23 protein-coding genes are annotated in these 20,722 nt (G+C 68.6%); 10 read left to right on the top strand and 13 right to left on the bottom strand.

Annotated features, from left to right (window positions below; genetic code table 11):
• The first annotated feature begins 32 nt into the window (after positions 1 to 32).
• The gene (locus tag ACFY3C_RS26580; RefSeq protein ID WP_390772509.1) at positions 33 to 788 is read left to right on the top strand and encodes a TetR/AcrR family transcriptional regulator; all 756 of its coding nucleotides are present in this window, start codon (positions 33 to 35) and stop codon (positions 786 to 788) included.
• Here ACFY3C_RS26580 and ACFY3C_RS26575 read toward each other — a convergent pair whose 3' ends face one another.
• The 3 genes from ACFY3C_RS26575 to ACFY3C_RS26565 form a co-directional block, all read right to left on the bottom strand.
• Positions 789 to 1,256, bottom strand: coding sequence for a PPOX class F420-dependent oxidoreductase (locus ACFY3C_RS26575; protein WP_390772508.1), 468 nt, complete (start codon positions 1,254 to 1,256; stop codon positions 789 to 791).
• A gap of 281 nt (positions 1,257 to 1,537) precedes the next feature.
• Positions 1,538 to 2,554 carry a hypothetical protein gene (locus tag ACFY3C_RS26570; protein ID WP_390772507.1) on the bottom strand — a complete coding sequence of 339 codons (1,017 nt, stop codon included), beginning with the start codon at positions 2,552 to 2,554 and terminating at the stop codon, positions 1,538 to 1,540.
• Between the two features lie 147 nt (positions 2,555 to 2,701).
• A complete protein-coding gene (locus ACFY3C_RS26565; protein WP_390772506.1) occupies positions 2,702 to 2,959 on the bottom strand; it encodes a hypothetical protein in 258 nt (85 codons plus the stop codon).
• Between the two features lie 366 nt (positions 2,960 to 3,325).
• Here ACFY3C_RS26565 and ACFY3C_RS26560 point away from each other — a divergent pair, with 366 nt between their 5' ends.
• The 5 genes from ACFY3C_RS26560 (at position 3,326) to ACFY3C_RS26540 (ending at position 8,366) form a co-directional block, all read left to right on the top strand.
• Positions 3,326 to 4,900 carry a CocE/NonD family hydrolase gene (locus tag ACFY3C_RS26560; protein WP_390772505.1) on the top strand — a complete coding sequence of 525 codons (1,575 nt, stop codon included), beginning with the start codon at positions 3,326 to 3,328 and terminating at the stop codon, positions 4,898 to 4,900.
• A gap of 143 nt (positions 4,901 to 5,043) precedes the next feature.
• Positions 5,044 to 6,240 (top strand): macrolide family glycosyltransferase, encoded by a 1,197-nt coding sequence (locus tag ACFY3C_RS26555; protein ID WP_390772504.1) that lies wholly within the window; start codon positions 5,044 to 5,046, stop codon positions 6,238 to 6,240.
• Positions 6,241 to 6,398: 158 nt separating this feature from the next.
• Positions 6,399 to 6,803, top strand: coding sequence for an acyl-CoA thioesterase (locus ACFY3C_RS26550; protein ID WP_390772503.1), 405 nt, complete (start codon positions 6,399 to 6,401; stop codon positions 6,801 to 6,803).
• 313 nt (positions 6,804 to 7,116) lie between these two features.
• Positions 7,117 to 7,971: an IS5 family transposase gene (locus ACFY3C_RS26545; protein WP_390772502.1), complete on the top strand. Its 855-nt coding sequence runs from the start codon at positions 7,117 to 7,119 to the stop codon at positions 7,969 to 7,971.
• The gene (locus ACFY3C_RS26540) at positions 7,968 to 8,366 is read left to right on the top strand and encodes a type IV toxin-antitoxin system AbiEi family antitoxin domain-containing protein (RefSeq protein WP_390772501.1); all 399 of its coding nucleotides are present in this window, start codon (positions 7,968 to 7,970) and stop codon (positions 8,364 to 8,366) included. Before ACFY3C_RS26545 ends, ACFY3C_RS26540 begins: the two co-directional genes overlap by 4 nt.
• A 179-nt stretch (positions 8,367 to 8,545) precedes the next feature.
• Here ACFY3C_RS26540 and ACFY3C_RS26535 read toward each other — a convergent pair whose 3' ends face one another.
• From ACFY3C_RS26535 to ACFY3C_RS26515, 5 genes are all read right to left on the bottom strand, one after another.
• Entirely contained in the window at positions 8,546 to 9,721 is a 1,176-nt protein-coding gene (locus tag ACFY3C_RS26535) for a protein-L-isoaspartate(D-aspartate) O-methyltransferase (RefSeq protein WP_390772500.1), read from the bottom strand.
• Entirely contained in the window at positions 9,718 to 10,686 is a 969-nt protein-coding gene (gene tgmB, locus ACFY3C_RS26530; protein ID WP_390772499.1) for an ATP-grasp ribosomal peptide maturase, read from the bottom strand. The genes ACFY3C_RS26535 and tgmB overlap by 4 nt, the downstream gene beginning before the upstream one ends.
• Positions 10,686 to 11,063, bottom strand: a complete 378-nt coding sequence (locus ACFY3C_RS26525; protein ID WP_390772498.1) for a hypothetical protein — start codon at positions 11,061 to 11,063, stop codon at positions 10,686 to 10,688. The genes tgmB and ACFY3C_RS26525 overlap by 1 nt, the downstream gene beginning before the upstream one ends.
• A gap of 237 nt (positions 11,064 to 11,300) precedes the next feature.
• The gene (locus ACFY3C_RS26520) at positions 11,301 to 11,642 is read right to left on the bottom strand and encodes a hypothetical protein (protein WP_390772497.1); all 342 of its coding nucleotides are present in this window, start codon (positions 11,640 to 11,642) and stop codon (positions 11,301 to 11,303) included.
• A 179-nt stretch (positions 11,643 to 11,821) separates the two neighbouring features.
• Positions 11,822 to 12,190, bottom strand: a complete 369-nt coding sequence (locus ACFY3C_RS26515) for an ATP-binding protein (protein ID WP_390772496.1) — start codon at positions 12,188 to 12,190, stop codon at positions 11,822 to 11,824.
• Between the two features lie 267 nt (positions 12,191 to 12,457).
• Between ACFY3C_RS26515 and ACFY3C_RS26510 the strand changes: the two genes are divergently transcribed.
• The 3 genes from ACFY3C_RS26510 (at position 12,458) to ACFY3C_RS26500 (ending at position 14,389) form a co-directional block, all read left to right on the top strand.
• Positions 12,458 to 13,342 carry a helix-turn-helix transcriptional regulator gene (locus ACFY3C_RS26510; RefSeq protein ID WP_390772495.1) on the top strand — a complete coding sequence of 295 codons (885 nt, stop codon included), beginning with the start codon at positions 12,458 to 12,460 and terminating at the stop codon, positions 13,340 to 13,342.
• A gap of 104 nt (positions 13,343 to 13,446) precedes the next feature.
• A complete protein-coding gene (locus tag ACFY3C_RS26505) occupies positions 13,447 to 13,620 on the top strand; it encodes a hypothetical protein (RefSeq protein WP_390772494.1) in 174 nt (57 codons plus the stop codon).
• 7 nt (positions 13,621 to 13,627) lie between these two features.
• Positions 13,628 to 14,389, top strand: coding sequence for a 5-formyltetrahydrofolate cyclo-ligase (locus ACFY3C_RS26500; protein ID WP_390772493.1), 762 nt, complete (start codon positions 13,628 to 13,630; stop codon positions 14,387 to 14,389).
• A gap of 9 nt (positions 14,390 to 14,398) precedes the next feature.
• Here the strand turns inward: ACFY3C_RS26500 and ACFY3C_RS26495 are convergent, their stop codons facing one another.
• The 3 genes from ACFY3C_RS26495 to ACFY3C_RS26485 form a co-directional block, all read right to left on the bottom strand.
• The gene (locus ACFY3C_RS26495; RefSeq protein WP_390772492.1) at positions 14,399 to 15,214 is read right to left on the bottom strand and encodes a YceI family protein; all 816 of its coding nucleotides are present in this window, start codon (positions 15,212 to 15,214) and stop codon (positions 14,399 to 14,401) included.
• Positions 15,215 to 15,316: 102 nt separating this feature from the next.
• Positions 15,317 to 17,851 (bottom strand): MFS transporter, encoded by a 2,535-nt coding sequence (locus ACFY3C_RS26490; RefSeq protein WP_390772491.1) that lies wholly within the window; start codon positions 17,849 to 17,851, stop codon positions 15,317 to 15,319.
• A 13-nt stretch (positions 17,852 to 17,864) separates the two neighbouring features.
• The gene (locus ACFY3C_RS26485; protein ID WP_390772490.1) at positions 17,865 to 18,359 is read right to left on the bottom strand and encodes a MarR family winged helix-turn-helix transcriptional regulator; all 495 of its coding nucleotides are present in this window, start codon (positions 18,357 to 18,359) and stop codon (positions 17,865 to 17,867) included.
• A 204-nt stretch (positions 18,360 to 18,563) separates the two neighbouring features.
• Between ACFY3C_RS26485 and ACFY3C_RS26480 the strand changes: the two genes are divergently transcribed.
• Positions 18,564 to 18,761 (top strand): hypothetical protein, encoded by a 198-nt coding sequence (locus ACFY3C_RS26480; RefSeq protein WP_386580333.1) that lies wholly within the window; start codon positions 18,564 to 18,566, stop codon positions 18,759 to 18,761.
• Positions 18,762 to 18,782: 21 nt separating this feature from the next.
• On the opposite strand, the gene ACFY3C_RS26475 is transcribed toward ACFY3C_RS26480, so the two are convergent.
• Positions 18,783 to 19,319 carry a hypothetical protein gene (locus ACFY3C_RS26475; protein WP_390772489.1) on the bottom strand — a complete coding sequence of 179 codons (537 nt, stop codon included), beginning with the start codon at positions 19,317 to 19,319 and terminating at the stop codon, positions 18,783 to 18,785.
• Positions 19,320 to 19,570: 251 nt separating this feature from the next.
• Positions 19,571 to 20,497: an RNA polymerase sigma factor SigF gene (locus ACFY3C_RS26470; protein ID WP_386580337.1), complete on the bottom strand. Its 927-nt coding sequence runs from the start codon at positions 20,495 to 20,497 to the stop codon at positions 19,571 to 19,573.
• Between the last annotated feature and the right edge of the window lie 225 nt (positions 20,498 to 20,722).

The raw sequence follows: 20,722 nt of genomic DNA, 5'->3' as shown, positions 1-20,722 counted from the left end.
GAAAGTGGCCGTAGTGCGAGAAAGGTGCGTCGATGGCGAAGGGTGATGCGCGGTCGGTGCGGGCCAGTGTGTGGTTGGAGGGGAAGACGCGGCGTGGCGGGCGCAGCGCGCAGCCCTCGGGGCTCGACCGGGAGCGGATCACCGCCGTGAGCGTGCGGCTGCTGGACGCCGAGGGGCTGGCGAAGTTCTCCATGCGGCGGCTCGCCGGTGAGCTGAACGTCACCGCGATGTCCCTGTACTGGTACGTCGACACCAAGGACGACCTGCTCGAACTCGCCCTGGACGCGGCCTACGGCGAGCTGCGGCTGCCCGTGTCGGAGGACAGCGCGGACTGGCGGGAGCAACTGCGGGCGCTGGCCGCCGAGTACCGGGCGCTGCTGGTGCGCCACCCCTGGATGTCGCCGCTGGCCGGCCGGTACCTCAACATCGGCCCCGAGTCGCTCGCCTTCTCGCGCAGCGTGCAGCGGGTCATCCGGCGCGCCGGGCTGCCCGCGCGCCGGGTGACGAGCGCCATCTCGGCCGTGTTCCAGTTCGTGTACGGCTACGGGACGCTGGAGGGCCACTTCCTGTCCCGGATCGCGGACTCCGGGCTGCCCCCGGACGACTACTTCCGGCAGGCCATGAGCTCGGCCCGGCAGGATCCCGAGGCCGCGGACTACCTCCAGGAGACCAAGGAGATCATGGACGCCCGAGGCGGCGACACGGTCGCCGAGATGATGGACCGTGACTTCACCTTCGCCCTGGACCTGCTGGTGGCCGGGATCGAGGCGATGGTCGAGCGCGGCTGACTACTCCGAGACCAGCCGCGCCGGGAAACCGCCGGTCGCCACCGGCCCCCACCGTTCCGGTGTGACCCGGATGATCGACTTGCCCTGCTTGACCATGGCCTCCCTGTACTCGTCCCAGTCGGGGTGCTCGCCGGCGATGTTGCGGTAGTACTCGACCAGGGGCTCGACCGAGTCGGGGGCGTCGACGACCTCGGCGGTGCCGTCGATCTGGACCCAGGGGCCGTTCCACTCGTCACTCAGGACGATCAGGCTGACCCGAGGGTCGCGCTTGGCGTTGCGGGTCTTGGCGCGCTCGGGGTAGGTGGAGACCACGATCCGGCCCGAGTCGTCCACCCCGCAGGTCAGCGGGGAGCCCTGGGGGCTGCCGTCGGTGCGGCGGGTGAGCAGGATGGCGCGGTGGCGGGGGCGTACGAAGTCCAGCAGTTCGGCCGGCGAGACGCGGGTGTTCGTCGCGATGTTGGGTGCCATGGGCGCAGCCTAGGGGCTGTGAGGCTCGCTGTGGCTGACCCTGGTGTGCTCACCCATTGGGGCAGGGCGGAGGCGCCATTCCGTGGACCGGCCCGCGCTTCGCCCCTCTTAGCTCGGACCAGGGTGCGGTGAGCTTGGGGTTGGCGCCCTGGAACGCTTTGGCCTGGTGTTTCATGCGTTTCAGGGCGTTGACCAGGGTGCGGGCTTTATCGGGCTCGCACTCCCCGAGGGCTCCTCAGACTCCCCAGGAAACGGGGGAAACGGGGGCTGTGCGGCATGGGCTACCGGGGGATGACCAAGTCAGTCAGTTGCGAGGCGGTAGGTCCCTTCTCCCGGTAGAAAAGGATGACCGCCACAAGCACCACGACTGGAAGCAGGGCGGTGAGCGCGGCTTCAGGCAGTCCTGCCAGAGCTGCGCCTGTCATGGCCAGCACGACGGCGCCACCGACTGCCGCCACCCGAACGTGCTCCCTGTGGACTACCTGCTCGGCATCACCGATCTGGTCCTCATCGAGCAGCTGGCTGACTTTCCCTTCCGCGTACCGCTCTGCGATCGTCAGCAATAGGACGGTGAGGTCCTGCAACGCCTTCTTCGGATCTGAGTCCTGCTGAGCCTCAGCCGCTCGCAAGGCTCCGACTACCCGGGCGATGTGCACTTTGGTGACACGCTCTTGATGGACACGTGCCTTGCCTCGCCTTGTTCGGGGCGCCTGCCAAAGGACGCACTCAACAGGGCGCAGAGAGACTCTGGGTACGTCGTCCCCGGGGTCCGCGGTGTCCAGTTGCTTGAGCTCTCGGGCGCACTCGACGGCTGTCAACACCAGCACCACCACGGGCCAGCAGCGCCAGTAGTCGTTTGCGAACTTCTCTCGACTTCTCCGCATTTGCGCCTTGCGTTCCCGCTGCTCCGGCCGTTGAGAGACCACCGCCGTGATCCTGACAGCCAGCGGAATTAGACGTACCGCCACCAAGATCACCAGAAGGCTGCGCAGCCCCTTGAACGCGTCTTCCGGCCCTTTCCACGCCTCCACGGCCCCCGGGAGAGCGACCACCCGCTCCCCCAAAGATCGCCAAGGGTTGGGCGCCACCTGTTCCGAGTTGGCAGGCTGGGGGTGTGCCGTGAAGAGAGCATCTGCGTTCCACACGAAGACCGCGATGAGAGCGAACACGAGCACGGCTACGGGAATTGAGATCTGTGCCGCGTACCACCACCTCACCACCCACTCGGGCGTGAGGCCGCTCCCGGGCGGCACTCTGTCCGCCGCGGCGCGCGGAAGCACGTCCTCTGCTTCGGTCAAGAGCGGCGCAGCGTGCCGCAGCGCTAGGTTGCGTCGGCGCCGCCTGACTTCGCGCACGATCCAACGTTTGACGGCTCGCAGTCGCGCACGCGTCCAGTTCCGAAATGGCACATAGCTCCACAAGAAGAGTGCGGCTATGAGTGGACGTTAAGTCCGTTTCTGGTAGCGACCTCGTCCGGGTTGGGTGAGGAAGCCTTGTCGGACGAGGCGTCCCAGGCGGCTGCGGGTGACGTTGACGGTCGCCTCGTCGGTGGGCATGCCGAGAAGTTCGTGCATCTCGCGGGCTCGGAATGCCCGGCCGGGGTGCTGGTTGAAGGCGACCTCGACGTCGATGTCCAGCAGGGCGCCGTGGATGAGAACCTCGTCCTTGAAGCCCTGGTCCACCAGGGCCTTCTCCAGACGCATCCCGCACCGCTCGGCCGCCTGATCGAGCAGGGCAGTGCCGGCTGCGTTGTCATGGGCGGAGGCGGCCGGCCTGTGGCCCCTTCGCCCCCCGCCGACCACCCGGACACCGCCGGCGCCCTGAGGCGATGCGCGATTCACGGTCCCGTCTGTCGCCGCGTTGGTGGTGCACTCGTTACTGCCGGAGGTGAGGCGTGACAGTTTTGGGTCTGACGTCGTTGAAGTGCCTGCTTGTGTTGGCGCCGGAGGGGTGTTGCGTACGGGTCCTGAGCACTACGTCACCTCTTTCGTCAGGCAGAAGGGTGGTACCGCCGTGGTGAGGCTGTGAGCGGTGTAAGGAAGTCGGGTGGGTGGCGGGGCACAGTCTCCGTGGCGTTGTTGGCTTCAGTCCTGGCCGGTCAGGGAACCGTGGTGTCGGCGGCGGAGCCCGGTGGCGAGCAAGCGGTGGGCAACGCTTCGTTGGACGGCGGTGCGACGTCGGTGTCAGTGTCGGGCACGACGGTCATCATGCGTGACGGCACACGTATCGCCGCCACTGTCTACATGCCGGCGGGGACTGGACCTCACCCGTTGATCGTCATGCCGGGCGCATGGTGGACCATGCCGCAGGATGTGCTGCTCGACGAGAAAAGGGAACTGGCAGAAGCTGGCTACGTGGTGGTCTTCTATGACCCGCGAGGCTTGCGGAGTTCGGGCGGGCAGATCGATATGGCGGGCCCGTCGGACGTGGCGGACGTCTCGGAGATGATCACATGGGCACTCGGCCACACACCTGCGGACAAACGGCGTGTGGGGCTGTACTCCTCCTCGTACGGGGCGGCGGTGGCATTGAATGCGGCGGCCCATGATCCGCGTGTGGCGGCTGTCGCGGCTCTGTGTCCCTGGACTGACTTGTTCGATGCGTTCGTGCGCAATGGCACCGATGCGGGGACTATCGCCACCTATCAGGCCGTGCTGGGCTCGCTCAACGGCCGGATGAGTCCGCAGACGCGTCAGGCATTCGCGAGGTTGACGAGCAACCGGGACACAGCAGGCGTGCGGACCTGGGCGCGGCAACGGTCCCCTCGTACCTTCGCCGCGGGGCTCAACGCGCGACACACGCCGGTGTTCATGGCCGGCGAGTGGAGTGACCCCCTTGTGCCGGCTGGTCAGACGGGCCGGTTCCTGGACCAGCTGACCGGTCCGAAGCAGCTGTGGATGAACCCTGGGGGCCATGGGGATTCCAGTTCGCGCGAAGCGGCACTGCTGCAGCCGAAGGCTTCCATCCGCGAGCATGCCCGGCTCTGGCTCGACCGGTTCCTCCTGGGCCGGTTCAACGGTGCGGATCGTCGTGCACCGTTGATGGTGCGCCCCCGCAACGGTGAGCGGGTGGAGACCTATCCGAGCTGGTCGGCCTTGGAGCGCTCTCCCTCGCAGGTACCGTTGCTGGCAGAGCAGAACTCCGGACAGGACGGCGTGCGCCTGCTCACGGGCCTGGACTCACCAGCCGACTCGGGCGCCTTCCCTGTCGCCGGCCTGGCGGACTCGGCTGGTGTGGCGCCCACGACCCTGCTCCCCCTGCTGGTCTCCCCGATCGCGGCCGTCTGGCGCAGCGAACCGCTTGAGAGGCCTCGGAAGTTGCGGGGCTCACCCCTCGTGCGCACCCGCCTGACGTCCACGGCGCCTGAAGGCACGTTCGTGGCCTATCTCTACGATGTGGACCCGCTGGGCGTGGCGCGGCTGATCAGCCATGCCCCCTACAGCTTCAGCCACGCCACGCCTGGTACCCGTTTCGCGGCCGAGGTGGCGATGCCCGCCGCTGCGTGGAACGTCCCGTCCGGGCACCGCCTGGCGCTGGTCTTTGACGGCAGCGACCACCGTTACACGGGCGTCGGCCCGATCGCCTCAACGCTGACGTTCTCCGCAGCCGAGACTCGCCTGAGCATTCCCCTGCGCCCCGCGTGACACCGGTGGCCATGAGCCACTGATCACAAACGGATGATATTGCGGGGCCGGGGGTGTCCTGGCGACGGCCGCTGCGTTGGGGAGGACACAGTATCGATCTCCGGTGGCGGCCTGGCCGCGCCGTGAAGTGGGGAGTGGTGGTCATGCTGAGTGGTCCGTCCTGCGGTGCAGAGCGAGTACGCCATGTGGCCGTGTTCAACGTGCCCATGCCGGGGCACGTGATCCCGACGCTGGCCGTCGTGCGTGAACTGGTGGCGCGCGGTCACCGGGTGAGTTACGCGGTGACCGCGCAGTTCGCCGACGACGTCCGCGCAGCGGGCGCGACTCCCGTTCTCTACGAGGCACCCGATGCCGGCGAGGCCCCTGAGGACATGGTCGTCGGGGTGACCGGCGCTGTCGTCGTGAACGTTGCTGCACTGCCGCAGCTGGAAGCCGGATTCGGTGCCGACGTGCCCGATGTAGTGCTCTCGGACGTGTACGCGTGGGCCGGGCCGCTGCTGGCGGCCCGCTGGGGGGTTCCCACCGTCCAGCTGGCCCCCACGCACATCCCGTACGACGGTGTGGTGCAGGACTTCTACGGGCTTGAGGACATCGCGCAGATCCCCGGCTTCCCCCAGCTCGCACAGGCGCTGGAGGAGTTCGGCGTCCCAGGAGGAGTCCACGCGCTGACGCTGGCGCCGCCGAAGACGATCGCGTTCTTCCCCCGTTCCTTCCAGCGTCGTGCGCAGACGGTGAGGGCAGGCGAGGCGCACTGGGTGGGCCCGGCGATCGGCGACCGGTCCTTCCAGGGCCGCTGGCTCAGGCCCGAGGGCGACAAGCCGGTGCTATACGTCTCGCTGGGCTCCCAGTTCAACCGGCGCCCGGACTTCTACCGGTCGTGTATCGAGGCGTTCCGGGGCCTGGGGTGGCATGTGGTGATGAGCGTGGGAGCCGAGGTGGCCGCCACCGGGCTGGGCCCGCTGGAAGACGGCTTCGAAGTGCACGCGCGTGTGCCGCAGTTGGATGTCCTGGCCGCCGCGTCGGTGTTCGTCACCCACGGCGGCATGGGCAGCCTGATGGAAGCCTTCTCACTCGGGGTGCCCGTCGTCGTGGTGCCGCAGATGGCCGAGCAGAGGGTCAATGCCGGCCAAGTCGAGGAACTGGGTGTCGGACGCCACCTACCCCGGGAACAAGCCACCGCCGAGACGCTGCGCGACGCAGTGCGCACGGTCATGGACGACCCGCAGATCACCGATGCAGTGGCCAGGCTGCGCCGCGACATCAGCACGGCCGGCGGCGCGCCAGCCGCGGCCGACATCATCGAGAAGACCCTGACGGACACCCCCATGACCACGCGCTGACCTGGTCACCGTCACATCTGCGCCGCCCCGCCTGGCAGCCCAGGAGCAATACCCCCTCCCCGTCATGGCCAACGGCGCACGGACCACCACCGTCTCGAACACCACTCTTCCCGGAGCAGAACACCATGGAATTCTTCACGACCCGTCGACACATCAGGATGAGCGACGCCGACATCTACGGCAACGTGCACAACCTGTCGATGATCCGGTACGCCGAGGACACCGCCGTCGAACTGGCACGAATGCTCCAGCATGAGCACGGCATCGAGAGCTACTGGGGTGTCGCGGACATCCAGGCCAGCTTCACCATGCCCCTGCCCTGGACGACAGCCGAAGTCGAGCTGTCTCTGCAAGCCGAAAAGGTCGGCCGGGCCAGCCTGACGCTCATCACCCAGATCACCTCCGAACATGGCACCCACGCCACGGTGAGAACACGCGTCATCCGTTTCGACTCCACCGGCAACCGCGCCGCGATCACGCCGGAAGAACGCGCCCACTACTCCCGCTACCTGGCAGACGGCAGCCAACCCGCAGGCAGGGTCCTGGCCCAGTCCCGAGCCTGAACACCCACACCCCCGCCGGATTCGTCGCGCTCGTCCTGCTGCCGCTGTCCGGGACCCACAGGAGCAGCGCGGCCCGGACGGCAGCTTCCTCCAGGGTGTGGTGGGAAAAGCGGTGTCCCACAGTGACGGAGGCAAGCAGTGCACGTGGGAAGACGGGGGGCGGGTCGCTTGATGGGGTGGTTTGAGGAATCTACGTCGCTTTCGGCACTCAGAGGGCGTTAAGTCCCATTGCAGATGGTCTGGTGTCGCTCGTTCGTGGGTGACGCGACGGTTCCGACGAGTCGCATGTCGTGTGCATGATGGAGTCGGGTCCGTGGAACGGATGCGGTACTCAACCGACTTGTCCGACGAGCAGTGGGAGTTGATCGAGCCGCTGGTCACCGCGTGGAAGCAGGAGCGGGTAGCGCGGTCGGCGACCGGGGATCCGGGCTCCTGCGACCTGCGCGAGGTCGTGAACGCGTTGCTGTATCAGAACCGGACGGGCTGTCAGTGGCGGCTGTTGCCGCACGATCTTCCGGCCTGGTCGGCAGTGTTCTACTACTTCACCCTGTGGCGCGAGGACGGCCTTGACCAGCGGATCCAGGAGATTCTGCGCTGCCAGGTGCGGGAGCGGGCCAGACGCTTAGAGGACCCGTCCCTGATCATCATCGACACCCAGTCCGTCCGCGTGGCGGCCGGGGTGCCGAAGAAGACCACGGGACTGGACGCGAACAAGAAGACGCCGGGCCGGAAGCGGGGACTCGCCGTCGACGTCCTCGGCCTGATCATCGGTGTGGTGGTCCTGCCCGCCAGCGCGCACGACAACGAGGCCGGTATCGCCCTGCTGGACCAGGCGGCCGAGCGATGCGGGATGCGCCTGGAGAAGGCCCTGGTCGACCAGGGCTTCAAGGACGCCGTGATCATCCACGGCGCACTCAACGACATCACCGTCGAGGTCATCCGGCGCAACCCCGGCGATCAGGGCAAGGGCTTCGTCCCGCAGCCGAAACGCTGGGTGGTCGAGCAGGTCAACGGCACCCTCACGCTGCACCGGCGCCTCGCCCGCGACTACGACCACCGGCCCGACAACGCCACCTCCCGCGTCTACTGGGCCTCGACCGCCGGCATGCTCCGCCGCCTCACCACCCCCGCACCCGCCTGGCGCAACGAGCTGGAGCTGGCCGCGTGAACGTCTCCGAACTCCTGCGGCTACTGCAGGCCGAACACGACGAGACCGCCGCCCGTGCCGACCAACTACGCGGAAAGATCGAGCAGTTCACTGCCGCCCTCACCGAGACCGAGGCCCGCCTGGCCGAACTCACCGCCACCCGCAAGGTGATCGACAGCCTCGCCCTACCCGACCAGGAATCGGCCCCGGCAGCGACCGCCACCGTCTACCAGCGCATCGTGACCGCGTTCAACGAGCACCCCGACAAAGTGTTCCGCGTCCGCGAACTGCACGAGCACCTCGGCCTGTCCACCGGCGAGCCCTCGATCAACGTAAACCGCTCCCGCCTGGGACGACTCGTCCGCCAAGGACTCCTCGAACAACCCGGACGCGGTCAATACCGGAAACGGACTTAACGCCCTCTGAGAACGACGAGCACTTGTAACGCCAGAAGCACACTCACGTTGGGCAGTCTCGCCCACGGCACTGACACTCGACCCCAAACGGTCCATGGCCGCCCGGGGCGGGGCCTGCCTCTCGTCCCCGGCCGCGGGCCAGGGACCGATCGGTGCTCTTCGACCCGTGGTTGTCGGCGCTACAGCGTCCAGCGGTAGACGTGTCCGTCCGGGGCGGTGTACCTCACGATCTGCTCGGTGGTCGTGGCCTCGATGGTGAACCACTCGCGGCGGGGCCGGTTGAGCTGCTGCCACAGCTGGTGTGCGGCTTCGACCGGCTGCCACAGATCGCGCGGTCCGATAGAGGTCACCATCGGCGGCCCCTCGGGCATGTCATCGATGCGGGTCGCTGAGCCGTCGGCGGGGTCGTACAGGGTGGTGACGTGTAGCCCGTCGGAGTTCTTCCCGTAGGTGCGGACGAGGTCTGGGGGCATGTGGAGCTGGGCGAAGAACGAGAACGTCCAGTCGTCGAGGATGCGGGCCGAGAGTTCGGCGTTCCCACAGGGACCGTCCGGGACGGCGGGCACGTGTGCGGATGTCTTCGTATCGCTCTTGAGCGGCATGAACGCGGCGGGCGTGTGCAGGATGTGGCCGACCGCAGCCCCGTCCGGCAGCTTCGTAAGCCGGGCGACCATCCCGCCGGCGAGCGTGCCCTTGATGGGGACGACCATGATGCCGCCGGAGCGCAGCCGTCGCAGCCACTCGGGCGGGATGCGGCGTACGGACGCGGTGGCGATGAGCCGGTCATACATGCCGTCTGTGGGGAAGTCCCGCGCGCCGTCGCCGTGGATGACGAGCGGGTCGAAGCCCACGGCGTTCAGCCGCAGGCGCGCCTTGTCCGTTAGGGATTCGGTGTGGTCCACGGTCGTGACGTGCTTGTCCCCGGCGAGGAAGCACAGCGCACCGGCGTTGTAGCCCGTGCCGGTACCGGCTTCGTAGACCTCGTCGCCCTCGTTCACGTCGAGGGCGTCGAGCATGTCCGCCATGAGGCTCGGCGCCGTCGAGGACGACGTAGGGACGCCGGTCAGCCCTGCGGGGACCGCGTCCTCGGCGTGGACGCCGTCCACTTCGGTGATGAGGGAGCCGTCCGTATAGACGGCGTCGAGCCACGTATCCGGGTCGCCGTCGGTGATGCGCCACGGGATGAACCGTTCGCCGTCGCGGCGGTAGAAGACTGGCACGAAGGGATGCCGGGGGACGTTGAGGAAGGCGCCCGCCAGGCGCGAGGACAGCACCACGTTTCCGCGGTCGATCCGTTGTGTGAGGGCGACACGGGCGGCGAGGAGGCGCTGTTCGTCGTCGAGGAGGTTCGTCACGGGCCGTTTCCTTCCAAGTAGTCACAGATCGCGGCCGTGATCGGCAGTCCGGTCGCCTGCTCGATGAACCCGTACTGTCCGCTCGGGTTCACCTCCAAGAATCGCCAGTCCCCCTCCGGGGTTACCACGAAATCGAAGGCACCGTACGGCAGTCCGAGCCGGTCGAGCATCCGCAGGACTCCGGCCGCAACCTCGGGTGGCGGCTCGCAGGTCTCGTATGAGTGGCTGACGTAGTCGCTGCGCCAGTCGATGCGGCCTGCGTCCGAATCGGCGTGGATCTTGGCCGCGAAGATCCGGCCGCCTACGGCGGTCAGCCGCACTTCGTATGCCTTGGGTACCCACTCCTGGAACAGGTGGGCGGTGGTGGCGATGTCCGGATGCGGCAGGTCGTTGGGGTTGACGATGCTCGCGTACACAGCGGCGGTCTGCCCATGCAAGGTGCCGCGCACGTGAAAGAACGGCTTGTACAGGAGCGGTTCGCCGATCGAGTCCGCAAAGTCCCGTGCTGCGTTGGGGTCGTTGGTGATCAGGGTTCGGGGCACGCTGAGCCCTGCTTCGGCGGCGATGCGCAGTTGCAGTGGCTTGTATTCGGCATCGGCCGCCTTCCCCGGCGGAGGGAGCCAGCGACACGACAGGGCCGACAGCAGACCGCCGAAGCCCCAGCGGGCTTCGGTCTCGGCGACCTTGCGGGCCTCGGGGGTCATCTGCTCGGGGAACTTCGGGCGGGTGGGGCGGCGGTAGTAGACGGAGCGGACCGACGCGAGGTCGAGGGTGCGGCGGTCGTTGTTCAGCGTGCCGTGCCAGCGGTTCCCGCTGAGGCTCGCGACGAGCGTGAGCCTCAGCGGGAACTCGGCCATGTCAGCCCGGAAGACGGGCACGGCACGCCGGTTCAGTTCCTCAACCACCAGATCACAGGTGGGATCGAAGCGACCCGCCAGGATGAGAACCTGTCCGGCGCCTGTCATCAGTCGTCGCTCGGTCCGGGGTCGTCCGGGGCGTCCATCTGGCCGCTCGGCTGCGTCGGACCGTAGGTCTTCGGCGGATTCTTGGTCATGTAGACGCCCGGCGGCAGACCTTCATACGTCCCGGTCTGCGTGTCCTCGTCGTACTCGACATCGCTCGGCAGGATGCCACCCGTGGCCGAAACCGGCACGAGGAAACGGAACGCGAACGGCGACGGACCATCACCCTCGGACAGCTCCGGCATGGCCGCGGGGCCCTCGGTGCTCAGCGGCAACCGCAGCTCCGGCACGTCGAGCGCCAGGCCGCTGGGGCGGCGCTCTTCTACTTGCATGGTGGGCATTGCTTCCCCTTTCTCGATGGACGAGAAGTGCTCGTACATCCCCGCCCGTACCGGGCGGGGAAACCTCGGGTGGTGGGAGTCATCGCGGGGGCCGCGGAGGGATGCGCCGGTACATGGCCTGACGGGACGGACCGCCTGCACCGCGCGCCGCTCGTGCGCGAGAACGTGGGGACGCACAAGCGCGCAGCCAGGCTTTGCTCCGGCGTGAGACGGCTTGCAGCCAGCGCCGGAGGCCGGGGGCTAACCAGATGATGAGGCAATCGACAAGCTCACGCATCACGTCGTGAGCCCCCGACCAGCCCTGGCATCTTCCGCCAGGCGTTCAGCATGCACTCGGCCGACCATGAGATCGCCGTTGTGCAGGCAGCGATCGATGTAGCGGTCGGCCTCCTCGGCAGCGGCCTGCACATCCAGGGGAGCCAGGCCGATGACGAGCGCAACTTCAGGGCGTGTGCGCAGCAGCCGCTTCCAGTGCTCGTGCGCGGGAAGCGAGAGGCCCTTGCTGATGCGTACGAGCCGAAGGTGCACAGCACCATGACGCACCGTCAGGCATGTGCCCAGATCGGCGAGCGGTTGTTCAGGGGTGCGAAGTCCAGAGGCGAAGGCCAGGGCTCTCATGCGCCGGTGGATGCCCGCGGGAGTAGCGTCACGCCAGGGCATAGGCGGATGAGCCAGGAGGACAAAGCCGATCTCTTGGCCGTGTGGGTCGGCACCGATCCATGTACGGATGGTCAGAGGGGTCTTGACCTCGGCCCTCGGCGCCTCGGGTACCCAGCGGCCGCTCGGGCGAGCAGGCGTCAGCACTCCGTCACCTTCATCGTGTCCGCAGTATCAATCTTGAAATCGGCCCACACGACCTTGTGGTCCACGTACCTGTCGACGCCCCAGTCATCGGCGCACGCAGCTACCAGCAGCAGACCACGGCCGGCGTCGCTCTCGGCGTCCGGGAAGCGCTGTTCGGGGAGGGCAGAGCTGCTGTCGAGCACCTCGACACGCAGGAGATGGTCGGCAGCTCTGAGCCGTACGAGGATGCCGTCGTTGCCGGACGTACCGTGAAGCAGGGCGTTGGTGGCGACCTCCGATACGCAGAGCCGGACATCGTCGATGCGGTCGGTGATTCCCCAGTCGTCCAGGGTTCGCTCGGCGAACTTCCGCGCCTCGCTCACGGACGACGTGTCATGGCCGAACGCTCTTTGCCGTGGCGGTTGTTCCCAGAGGCTGGGTGGGGATGGTGCCATGACGTTCTCCGTCCCGGATGCGGTGGCGCGTAGGGTGCCTAACCCGTTCGGTGGAGCTCCACGGAACCGCGCCCAGCGGCCGCGATCCAGAGCAGAATTGGCGCATGGATGAGGCATTCATGGCGCATCGCCGGGCATGACCAGGGCAGTTTCGGCTTCGGGAATCGCGAGGAACTACACGGGGAGATTCGCTCCATGGCTCTGAAACGGCACGGGTTGGTCCGCCGCCGCCGGGCGGTAGGCCTTACGCAGGAAGGCCTCGCCGAGACGCTGCGAGTTGAGCGGTCCACCGTCGCGCGCTGGGAGTCGGGGAAGGTAGCGCCCCAGCCGTGGATTCGGCCGCAGCTCGCGGCGGTTCTTCAGGTCACCCCCGACGAGTTGAGCGAACTCCTCGCAGTCTCGTCCACCGAGCAGCCCATTGCGGAGCGCACGGAGTACGCGATGCGCCATCCGTCCCGTGTGGATCTCTCGACCGTTGCTGAACTCCGAGACAGCATGAATTCCCTGGGCGAGCACTACGACCGCGTGCCCTCCGCGACGCTGCTGGCCCGCGCCGGTGAGCACGCGAGCAAGGTTGCCTTCCTCGCCGGCGAAGCTCCGCCCGGACGCGTTCAGCGCGAGATGCGAATCCTCCAAGCGGATGCGGCGAGCTTCATGGGGCAGCTCGTCTGGGATGCCTCACAGCGGAGGGACCACGTCACAGCCCGCTCGTACTACGCGCAAAGTGTCGACGTTGCTCGCCATCTGGGCGACCCGAACGCGGAAGGGCACGCCCTCTTACGGACCTGTTACGTAGCCCTGTACGGCGCCAGTGACTACCGGGAGGGTCTGGACTTGGCACTCCAGGCAGCCCGTACGGCTCGACACACCAGCCACGTCCTTACAGGGCTGGCCATGCTGCACGCAGCGGAGGCGTATGCCTATCTGGGTCAGGCGAGCGAGTGCGAACGTGCCCTGACGGGCGCCGAGCGGTACCTGGGCCAGGCCCACGGTGCGGACGTGGCCCACGATCTGTTCTCGCCCACGCACTTCGGCCGCCTGGCCGGCTCGTGCTACCTCTCGCTCGGCGACTACGCATAGCCGAGCAGCTTCTGGCTCAGACCGCCGTCGATCTGAACGACAGGCGCAAGTCCCGGGCGATCGTCCTCGGCGACCTCACGCTGGCTCGGCTTCGGGACGGGAATTTGGACGCCGCGCTCGCCGTGTTCAACGACGCTGTGAGCGAACTGCACGGCACACGCGGAGGTGGTGGGATGAACATCGTCTTCCGAGCCGCCCGAGAGATGCGCCCGTGGCGCAGCGAACCTGCCGTGCAGGACGCGCAGGACCGGCTGATGGCGTTGATGGAAGCGACGTGACCACGGCATGAAGGAGCCCGACGTGCGCACATATGTGGACGAAGCCAAGCAGCGAGTACGCGAGCGCGTCTGGGATCTGCTCGACGCAGAGGGGGCCGTCATGGACTCGACGGCCCACGGCCGCATCCCGAATTTCAATGGCTCAGATGCCGCTGCGGACCGGCTCGCCGACCTGAAGCCCTGGCGCGACGCACGCGTCATCAAGGCTGTGCCGGACAAGGCGCAGCTGCCGGTACGCGCTCGCGCGCTCGTCGAGGGGAAGACGGTGTTCATGGCGGTGCCGAAGCTCGCCGATCCGCGGCCCTTCTACCTGCTCGATCCCGCGGTGCTCCCCGTCCCGCCGCAGGAGGCGGCCTCCAGCAAGATCGCGGCAACTGTGGCTCCGCGGGTTGATGTGGCCGACCTCCAGCCGGTCGACATGGTGGTCGTCGGCAGTGTCGCCGTGAACCGGGACGGCGTCCGCATCGGCAAGGGGGCCGGGTATTCGGACCTTGAGTTCGCGTTCCTGATGGAGGCCGGACTGATCAGCGACCGGACGGTGGTCGTGTCCACGGTCCACTCGTTCCAGGTGCTGGACGAGGATCTTCCGGCGACCGATCACGACTTCTGCGTGGATCTGATCGTCACTCCCGACGAGGTCATCTCCTGTGAGTCCCCTCACCGGCCGACTGGGCTGGTGTGGGAGCACCTGGACGCGGCGAAGATCGCTTCCATTCCGGTTCTGGCAGCCCGCGCGCCAGCGCACGGGCGCCAGGACTCCTGCCCGTGATCTTCATGCCTACGGGAGTTCTTCTCCTTGAAACGCTTGGATGTCCAGCTCCACCTTGAGCGTCGTACCGATCGCTGTAATGCCCGCTGCAACAACCTGGTTGTAGTTCATCGCGAAGTCCTCGCGGTGGAGTTCGGCGGTGGCGCGGAAGGCGGCGCGGGTGCCGCCCCACGGGTCGGCGCCGGTGCCGAGGTAGGCCAGGTCCAGGTCGGCCGGCCGTACGACTCCGTGCATCGCCAGTTCGCCGTGGACCGTCCAGCGGTCCGGGCCGGCCTGGGCCAGGCCGGTGGAGCGGAAGGTGATCTCCGGGTGCCGCTCGACGTCGAGGAAGTCGGCGGACCGCAGGTGCGTGTCGCGCATCCCGTTGCCGGTGTCGACGGAGGCCGCCCGGATCACCGCTTCCACGCGGGACTTGGTGACGTCGTCGGGGGCGATCTCGATGGATCCGCCGAACTCCGTGAACCGGCCGTGCACGCTGGAGATGCCCAGGTGCTGGGCGACGGCGGCGACGGAGGAGTGCACCGGGTCGATGGTCCAGGGGCCGGGCGGCGGTAGTTCGGTGCCGCCCTGCCGGGCCAGGGTCACCGTGCCGACCTCGGCCCGCCCGCTCGCGGTGACGATCGCGCTGGAGGCGGCGGGCGCGTATCCGACGGCGGTCACGATCACCGTGTACGCCCCCGGCGCCAGCCCGGTGGCGTCCCGTACGGCACCCTCGGCGTCCGCCTCGGCCCGCAGCACCTGCGTACCGGTCATGTCGGTCACCGTGACGACCGCGTGCGACACGGCCCATCCGTCCCGGGTGCGGATCCTCGCGGTCAGTCCCATCCCGTTTTCTCCCCAAGGAATTACAGAGGCTTACAAATTGGTCGTATGAAACCGGCCCGTGGTGCGCGCATGGCGGTGCGCGCACCACGGGCCGGGGCCGAACTACTCGCCGGAGTGGGCGAGTTCGATGTCGTGGCCGTCGACTCCGGTGCCGGAGACGGTCAGGGCGGTGGCCGCCGGCGGGTAGCCCGTCGCGATGACGGTGTACTCGCCGTTGTCCAGGTCGGCGAAGGCGTACGCCCCGTCCGTCCCGGTGGTGGCGGTGCCGACCACGTTGCCCGCCGCGTCCACGAGGGTCACCCGGGCGTCGGCCAGCGGACCGTGCGGGGCTCGTACGACACCCTGCAGCTGGGCGCCGGCGTCCAGGTCCAGCTCGATCCGGGTGACGCCGGTGGCGCCGATCTCGACCGGCAGGGCGCGCGGACGGAACCCGGCCGCGTTCACCGCGACGGTCACCACGCCCGGCACCAGCTCGGTGAAGGCGAACTCGCCCTGCTCACCGCTGGCCGCGGTGGCCAGCAGGTCCCCGCGCACATCGGTGACGATCACCATCGCGTCCTTGACCGGCAGCGCGCTCCCGGCCGCCCGGACCACGCCGCTCAGCCCGCTGGTGCCGCTGAGCAGGATGTCGTACGACAGCGGCTCCTCGCCCACTACGATCGTGGAGGCCTGCGGCTGGTAGCCGTCGGCGGAGGCGATGAGCACGTACGAGCCCGTGCCCGGTGCGCTCAGCCCGTAGGAGCCGTCGGCCTGGGCGACCGCGCGGCCCAGCTGGCGGCCGCCGAGGGAGATCAGCGTGACTGCGGCCTGCGGGACCGGGGTGCTCTCGGCGCCGCGCACGAAGCCGTGGACCGGGGTGCCGCCGGAGGCCGGCTCGTCGGGGGCGGGCAGGGTGGCGACAGCGGTGAACTGATCGGTGGGGGTGGCCTCCGTACCGTCCTGCGGGTCCACGACCGGGACGGCCCAGCTGGGCACCTTCTCCTCGGCGGGGGCGGTCTGCGCGACAGTGACGGCCGGGGTCTCGGCCTTGTCGGCCTCGGCGGCCTGGGCCAGGGCGCCGGTCGTGCGCAGCGGGACCTCCTTGATGAACAGGGTGACCAGGAAGGCGAGGAAGGCGATCGGCGCGACGTACAGGAAGATGTCGGCGATGCCGTGCCCGTAGGCGCCCTCCAGCCAGGTGCGGATGTGCGCGGGCAGCAGGTCCATGTCCGGCAGCTGACCGGAGCCGCTGGCCTTGGCGGCCGCCAGCTGCTCCTTGGGGCTCAGCTGGCCGATCGTGTCCTTGGCGTAGTGGGTGATCCGGGTCGACATCACGGAGCCGAGCGCCGAGACGCCCACCGCGCCGCCGAGGGAGCGGAAGAAGGTGACGACCGAGCTGGCGGCGCCGAGTTCGTGCGGGGCGACCTGGTTCTGGGTGGACAGGACCAGGTTCTGCATCATCATGCCGATGCCGAGGCCCATGACCGCCATGAAGATCGCGATCTTCCAGTAGTCGGTGTCGTACCGCATGGTGCCGAGCAGACCCAGACCGGCCGTCAGCAGCACACCGCCGGTGACCAGCCAGGCCTTCCACTTGCCGGTCTTGGTGATGACCTGGCCGGAGACGGTGGAGGAGACGAACAGGCCGGCGATCATCGGGATCGTCATGACACCGGACATCGTCGGGGACTTGTCGCGCGCCAGCTGGAAGTACTGGCTGAAGAACACCGTGCCGGCGAACATCGCGATGCCGACGAAGAGGGAGGCGACCGAGGCCAGCGCGATGGTGCGGTTCTTGAAGAGGCGCAGCGGGATGATCGGCTCGGCGGCCTTCGTCTCGACGAAGAGGAAGATCAGCGCGAGCAGGAGCGCGCCGCCGACCATCGTGTAGGTCTGCCAGGACAGCCAGTCGTACTTGTCGTCGGCGAAGGTGACCCAGACCAGCAGCAGGCTGACGGCGGCGGTGATGAAGAAGGCGCCGGCCCAGTCGACCTTGACCTTGCGCTTGGTCTCCGGCAGGTGCAGCGTCTTCTGCAGCACGAGCAGGGCGATCAGCGCGAAGGGAATGCCGACGAACAGGCAGTAGCGCCAGCCGAGCCAGTCGGCGTCGGTGATGACACCGCCGACCAGCGGGCCGCCGACGGTGGCGACGGCGAAGGTCGCGCCGAGGTAGCCGGAGTACCGGCCGCGCTCACGCGGGGAGATCATTGCGGCCATGATGATCTGGGCCAGCGCGGTCAGACCGCCGGCGCCGAGGCCCTGGATGACCCGGGCGCCGATCAGCATGCCCGGGTTCTGCGCCAGACCGGCGACGACCGAGCCCGCGATGTAGATGACCAGGGCTATCTGGACGAGCGCCTTCTTGCTGACCAGGTCGGCGAGCTTGCCCCAGAGCGGGGTCGAGGCGGTCATCGCCAGCAGCGCGGCCGTGACGACCCAGGTGTAGGCGCTCTGTCCGCCGCCGAGGTCCTGGATGATCTCGGGCAGGGCGTTGGAGACGATGGTGGACGACAGGATGGCGGCGAACATGCCGAGCAGCAGCCCGGAGAGCGCCTCCATGATCTGCCGGTGGGACATCGGGGCGTGCCCGGAGGCGCCTTGGGAGCCTCCCCCATGCTTGGCGTGAGCCCGCACACCGGCTGGTGTGGTCGTTGCCATGGGCTTCCTTTGCTTACGTGCTTGCGGGTGTACGGGTGGTCTCTTCGAGTACGGGCGCGGGCGGCCGTGGCGGGGCGGACCGGCAGTCGCCGAAGCTGGCGCGCAGGCGCGTCATCAGCCGGATGAGCTGGCCGACCTCCTCGTCGGTCCAGTCGCTCAGCCGGTCGGCGAGCAGATGGGTGGTCCGCCGGGACAGCTCGTCGAGCTGCTCCAGGCCCGTGGGCGTCAGGCGCAGGATGCGCGAGCGCTTGTCCGCGGGGTCCGGTGACCGCTCGATCCAGCCGCGCGCGGCGACGTGCGCGACATGCCGGCTGGTGACCGACATGTCCACGGCGAGCAGCTCGGCGAGCTTGCTCATGCGCATGTCGCCGTGGCGACCGAGCAGGGTCAGCACGGCGGCCGAGCCTGCCGGGCAATCGGGCGGCAGGATCCGCCCCATGTCCCGTTTCACGGCTCCGACGGCACTGAGCTGACGCGCCAGCTCCTCGTACTGCGCCTGCTCGGCCATCACACCTCCCGTATTCGTTGCTTGGGGCAACCATAGATCTGTTGGTTGCTGCAGGCAAACAATTTGGGGCGGGTTGGCGCAAAAACTTGGCAAAGGCAAGTATTGCAACCGTAAATACGCAGGTGGCGGCGGGTGGCCTGCCCCCCTCTGTACCGGTGGCCCCGCACTTGGGCCGGTCACCTGGATTCGCTAGTGTCTCGGGCCATGGCTAACACCCAGGGCCCCCAGGGCAACTACGACCCCGCCGGCAGCACCCAGATGTTCCGCGCGTTCGTCGACGAGGCTCCCCAGGGAGGTCGACAGCAGGCGGCCGCCTCCTCCGGCCCGCGCATCGGCCTGATCATCGGCGTCGTCGTCGCCGTGGCGGTCGTCGCCGCGGTGGCCTGGCTGGCGATCAAGTAAGGGCGCGCCCCCCGGCGGGGGTCATTCGCTCCACTGGACGGACATGTCCCGCGTCTCGATGTGCATGCCCAGCGGGACGCGCCAGGCGTCGACGCACACCGTCCAGGTGTGGTCCGTGCGCGCCTTCGGTCCGATCGGCACCGGGAGGTCCACGGTCGACTCGACCGTCCCCCAGTCGATGCCGAGCGCGCCGATGATGTGCGTCCCGAACGTCACCGTGCCCGAACGCACCGCCGTACCGCCGGAGTTGTGAAAGCCGACGGTCACCTTCTCGCACCACCGCTCGTCCGTGTCCTTTTGCGAGGGGTCGCCCCAGCTGAGGTCGGCGGGTGCGGGAGGCCTGGTGCGGCTGGGAGTTGGGGTGGGGGGCGGCGGCTGCCCCGGGGCGGTCGTGCCCTCGCCGGTGCTGCTCGGTGAGGTGTCCGCGGGATCGGGTGTGGTGCTCCCGTCGGTCGACGGGGTGCTTGGCGGAGTCGCATCCGAGGGCGGACCCGAAGGCGCCGTGCTCGACGGTGAGTTGGAGACCGCGGCCGCGGTCGGCTCGTCCAGCGGGACCATCCGTACCGCTCCCGTCGGTGCCCCTGGCGAACCTGCCGGGCTCGGTACGCCGCCCACCGCCACGTATCCGTCCCGGCCCCCGCCCCCGCACGCGGCCAGGGCCACGCCCAGACACACGACGGCCGCCGACGCTGCCGTGACGGCGCCTCGGCGGCCCTGTGTCCATGTCGTCGTGCGAAGCGTCCGGGGACGAATCATCCGGGTACGAAGCATCCGGCCATGGTGGCTGACGCTTCGTCAGATAGGAAGCCTCAGTCCGAGATGAGCCCCTCGCGCAGCTGGGCCAGGGTGCGGGTCAGCAGGCGGGAGACGTGCATCTGGGAGATGCCGACCTCCTCGCCGATCTGGGACTGGGTCATGTTGGCGAAGAAGCGCAGCATGATGATCCGGCGCTCCCGGGGCGGCAGCTTGGCCAGCAGGGGCTTGAGGGACTCGCGGTACTCCACGCCCTCCAGCGCGGTGTCCTCGTAGCCGAGCCGGTCCGCCAGGGAGCCCTCGCCGCCGTCGTCCTCGGGGGCCGGGGAGTCGAGCGAGGAGGCGGTGTAGGCGTTGCCGACCGCGAGGCCGTCGACCACGTCCTCCTCGGAGACGCCGAGGACCGCGGCCAGTTCGGTCACCGTCGGGGAGCGGTCCAGCTTCTGGGACAGCTCGTCGCTGGCCTTGGTGAGGGCCAGGCGCAGCTCCTGGAGCCGGCGCGGGACCCGCACCGACCACGAGGTGTCGCGGAAGAAGCGCTTGATCTCGCCCACGACCGTCGGCATCGCGAACGTCGGGAACTCCACGCCCCGTTCGCAGTCGAAGCGGTCGATCGCCTTGATCAGGCCGATGGTGCCGACCTGGACGATGTCCTCCATCGGCTCGTTGCGCGAGCGGAAGCGGGCCGCCGCGTAGCGCACGAGCGGGAGGTTCAGCTCGATCAGGGTGTCCCGGACGTAGGCGCGCTCGGGGCTGTTCTCGTCGAGTGCGGCGAGCCGCAGGAACAGGGAGCGGGACAGGGTGCGGGTGTCGATGTCCGCCGTGGCCGGGACGGCCGGTGCGGCATCGGGGGCCTGGACGGGCGGGGCCGGCACGGTCTCGAGTGACGTGACGTCGTCGAGCACGTCGATGGCGTCGAGCTGCTTGGGCGCTGCCTCGCTCGTGGGCGTGAGCACCTTCGAGCTGCCCTGGTCTGCGGACATGCCACCCCCTTTGGGTCGCGGGACGGTCGCGGCGGCGATGCCTTTCGAGCAACGCAGCCTTCACCTGAATACCGGAGCAGGAGGTCCGGCAAACGCGCTTCCCGCAGAATGTCACATGTCGGCAACACGCTGTAGTGACATGTCGACATGCGAGATGCGAATCGGCCCTGGAAAGAAGGGGTCTGACGGTTTTTCGGCGCACAACTGTCGGGAACCGCCCTGGTG

Source organism: Streptomyces sp. NPDC001410 (assembly GCF_042895235.1).
Taxonomy (GTDB): Bacteria; Actinomycetota; Actinomycetes; order Streptomycetales; family Streptomycetaceae; genus Streptomyces.
Note: the sequence above shows the minus strand (reverse complement) of the source record. Positions and strands in the feature narration are given on the sequence as shown.

Bases quoted from the DNA above. Each gene is read 5' to 3' on its own strand.
- ACFY3C_RS26580 (WP_390772509.1), top strand. From the start codon at position 33: ATGGCGAAGGGTGATGCGCGGTCGGTGCGGGCCAGTGTGTGGTTGGAG.
- ACFY3C_RS26575 (WP_390772508.1), bottom strand. From the start codon at position 1,256: ATGGCACCCAACATCGCGACGAACACCCGCGTCTCGCCGGCCGAACTG.
- ACFY3C_RS26565 (WP_390772506.1), bottom strand. From the start codon at position 2,959: ATGCGTCTGGAGAAGGCCCTGGTGGACCAGGGCTTCAAGGACGAGGTT.
- ACFY3C_RS26555 (WP_390772504.1), top strand. From the start codon at position 5,044: ATGCTGAGTGGTCCGTCCTGCGGTGCAGAGCGAGTACGCCATGTGGCC.
- ACFY3C_RS26550 (WP_390772503.1), top strand. From the start codon at position 6,399: ATGAGCGACGCCGACATCTACGGCAACGTGCACAACCTGTCGATGATC.
- tgmB (WP_390772499.1), bottom strand. From the start codon at position 10,686: ATGACAGGCGCCGGACAGGTTCTCATCCTGGCGGGTCGCTTCGATCCC.
- ACFY3C_RS26525 (WP_390772498.1), bottom strand. From the start codon at position 11,063: ATGTACGAGCACTTCTCGTCCATCGAGAAAGGGGAAGCAATGCCCACC.
- ACFY3C_RS26520 (WP_390772497.1), bottom strand. From the start codon at position 11,642: ATGAGAGCCCTGGCCTTCGCCTCTGGACTTCGCACCCCTGAACAACCG.
- ACFY3C_RS26510 (WP_390772495.1), top strand. From the start codon at position 12,458: ATGGCTCTGAAACGGCACGGGTTGGTCCGCCGCCGCCGGGCGGTAGGC.
- ACFY3C_RS26500 (WP_390772493.1), top strand. From the start codon at position 13,628: ATGAAGGAGCCCGACGTGCGCACATATGTGGACGAAGCCAAGCAGCGA.
- ACFY3C_RS26495 (WP_390772492.1), bottom strand. From the start codon at position 15,214: ATGGGACTGACCGCGAGGATCCGCACCCGGGACGGATGGGCCGTGTCG.
- ACFY3C_RS26490 (WP_390772491.1), bottom strand. From the start codon at position 17,851: ATGGCAACGACCACACCAGCCGGTGTGCGGGCTCACGCCAAGCATGGG.
- ACFY3C_RS26485 (WP_390772490.1), bottom strand. From the start codon at position 18,359: ATGGCCGAGCAGGCGCAGTACGAGGAGCTGGCGCGTCAGCTCAGTGCC.
- ACFY3C_RS26480 (WP_386580333.1), top strand. From the start codon at position 18,564: ATGGCTAACACCCAGGGCCCCCAGGGCAACTACGACCCCGCCGGCAGC.
- ACFY3C_RS26475 (WP_390772489.1), bottom strand. From the start codon at position 19,319: ATGGTCCCGCTGGACGAGCCGACCGCGGCCGCGGTCTCCAACTCACCG.
- ACFY3C_RS26470 (WP_386580337.1), bottom strand. From the start codon at position 20,497: ATGTCCGCAGACCAGGGCAGCTCGAAGGTGCTCACGCCCACGAGCGAG.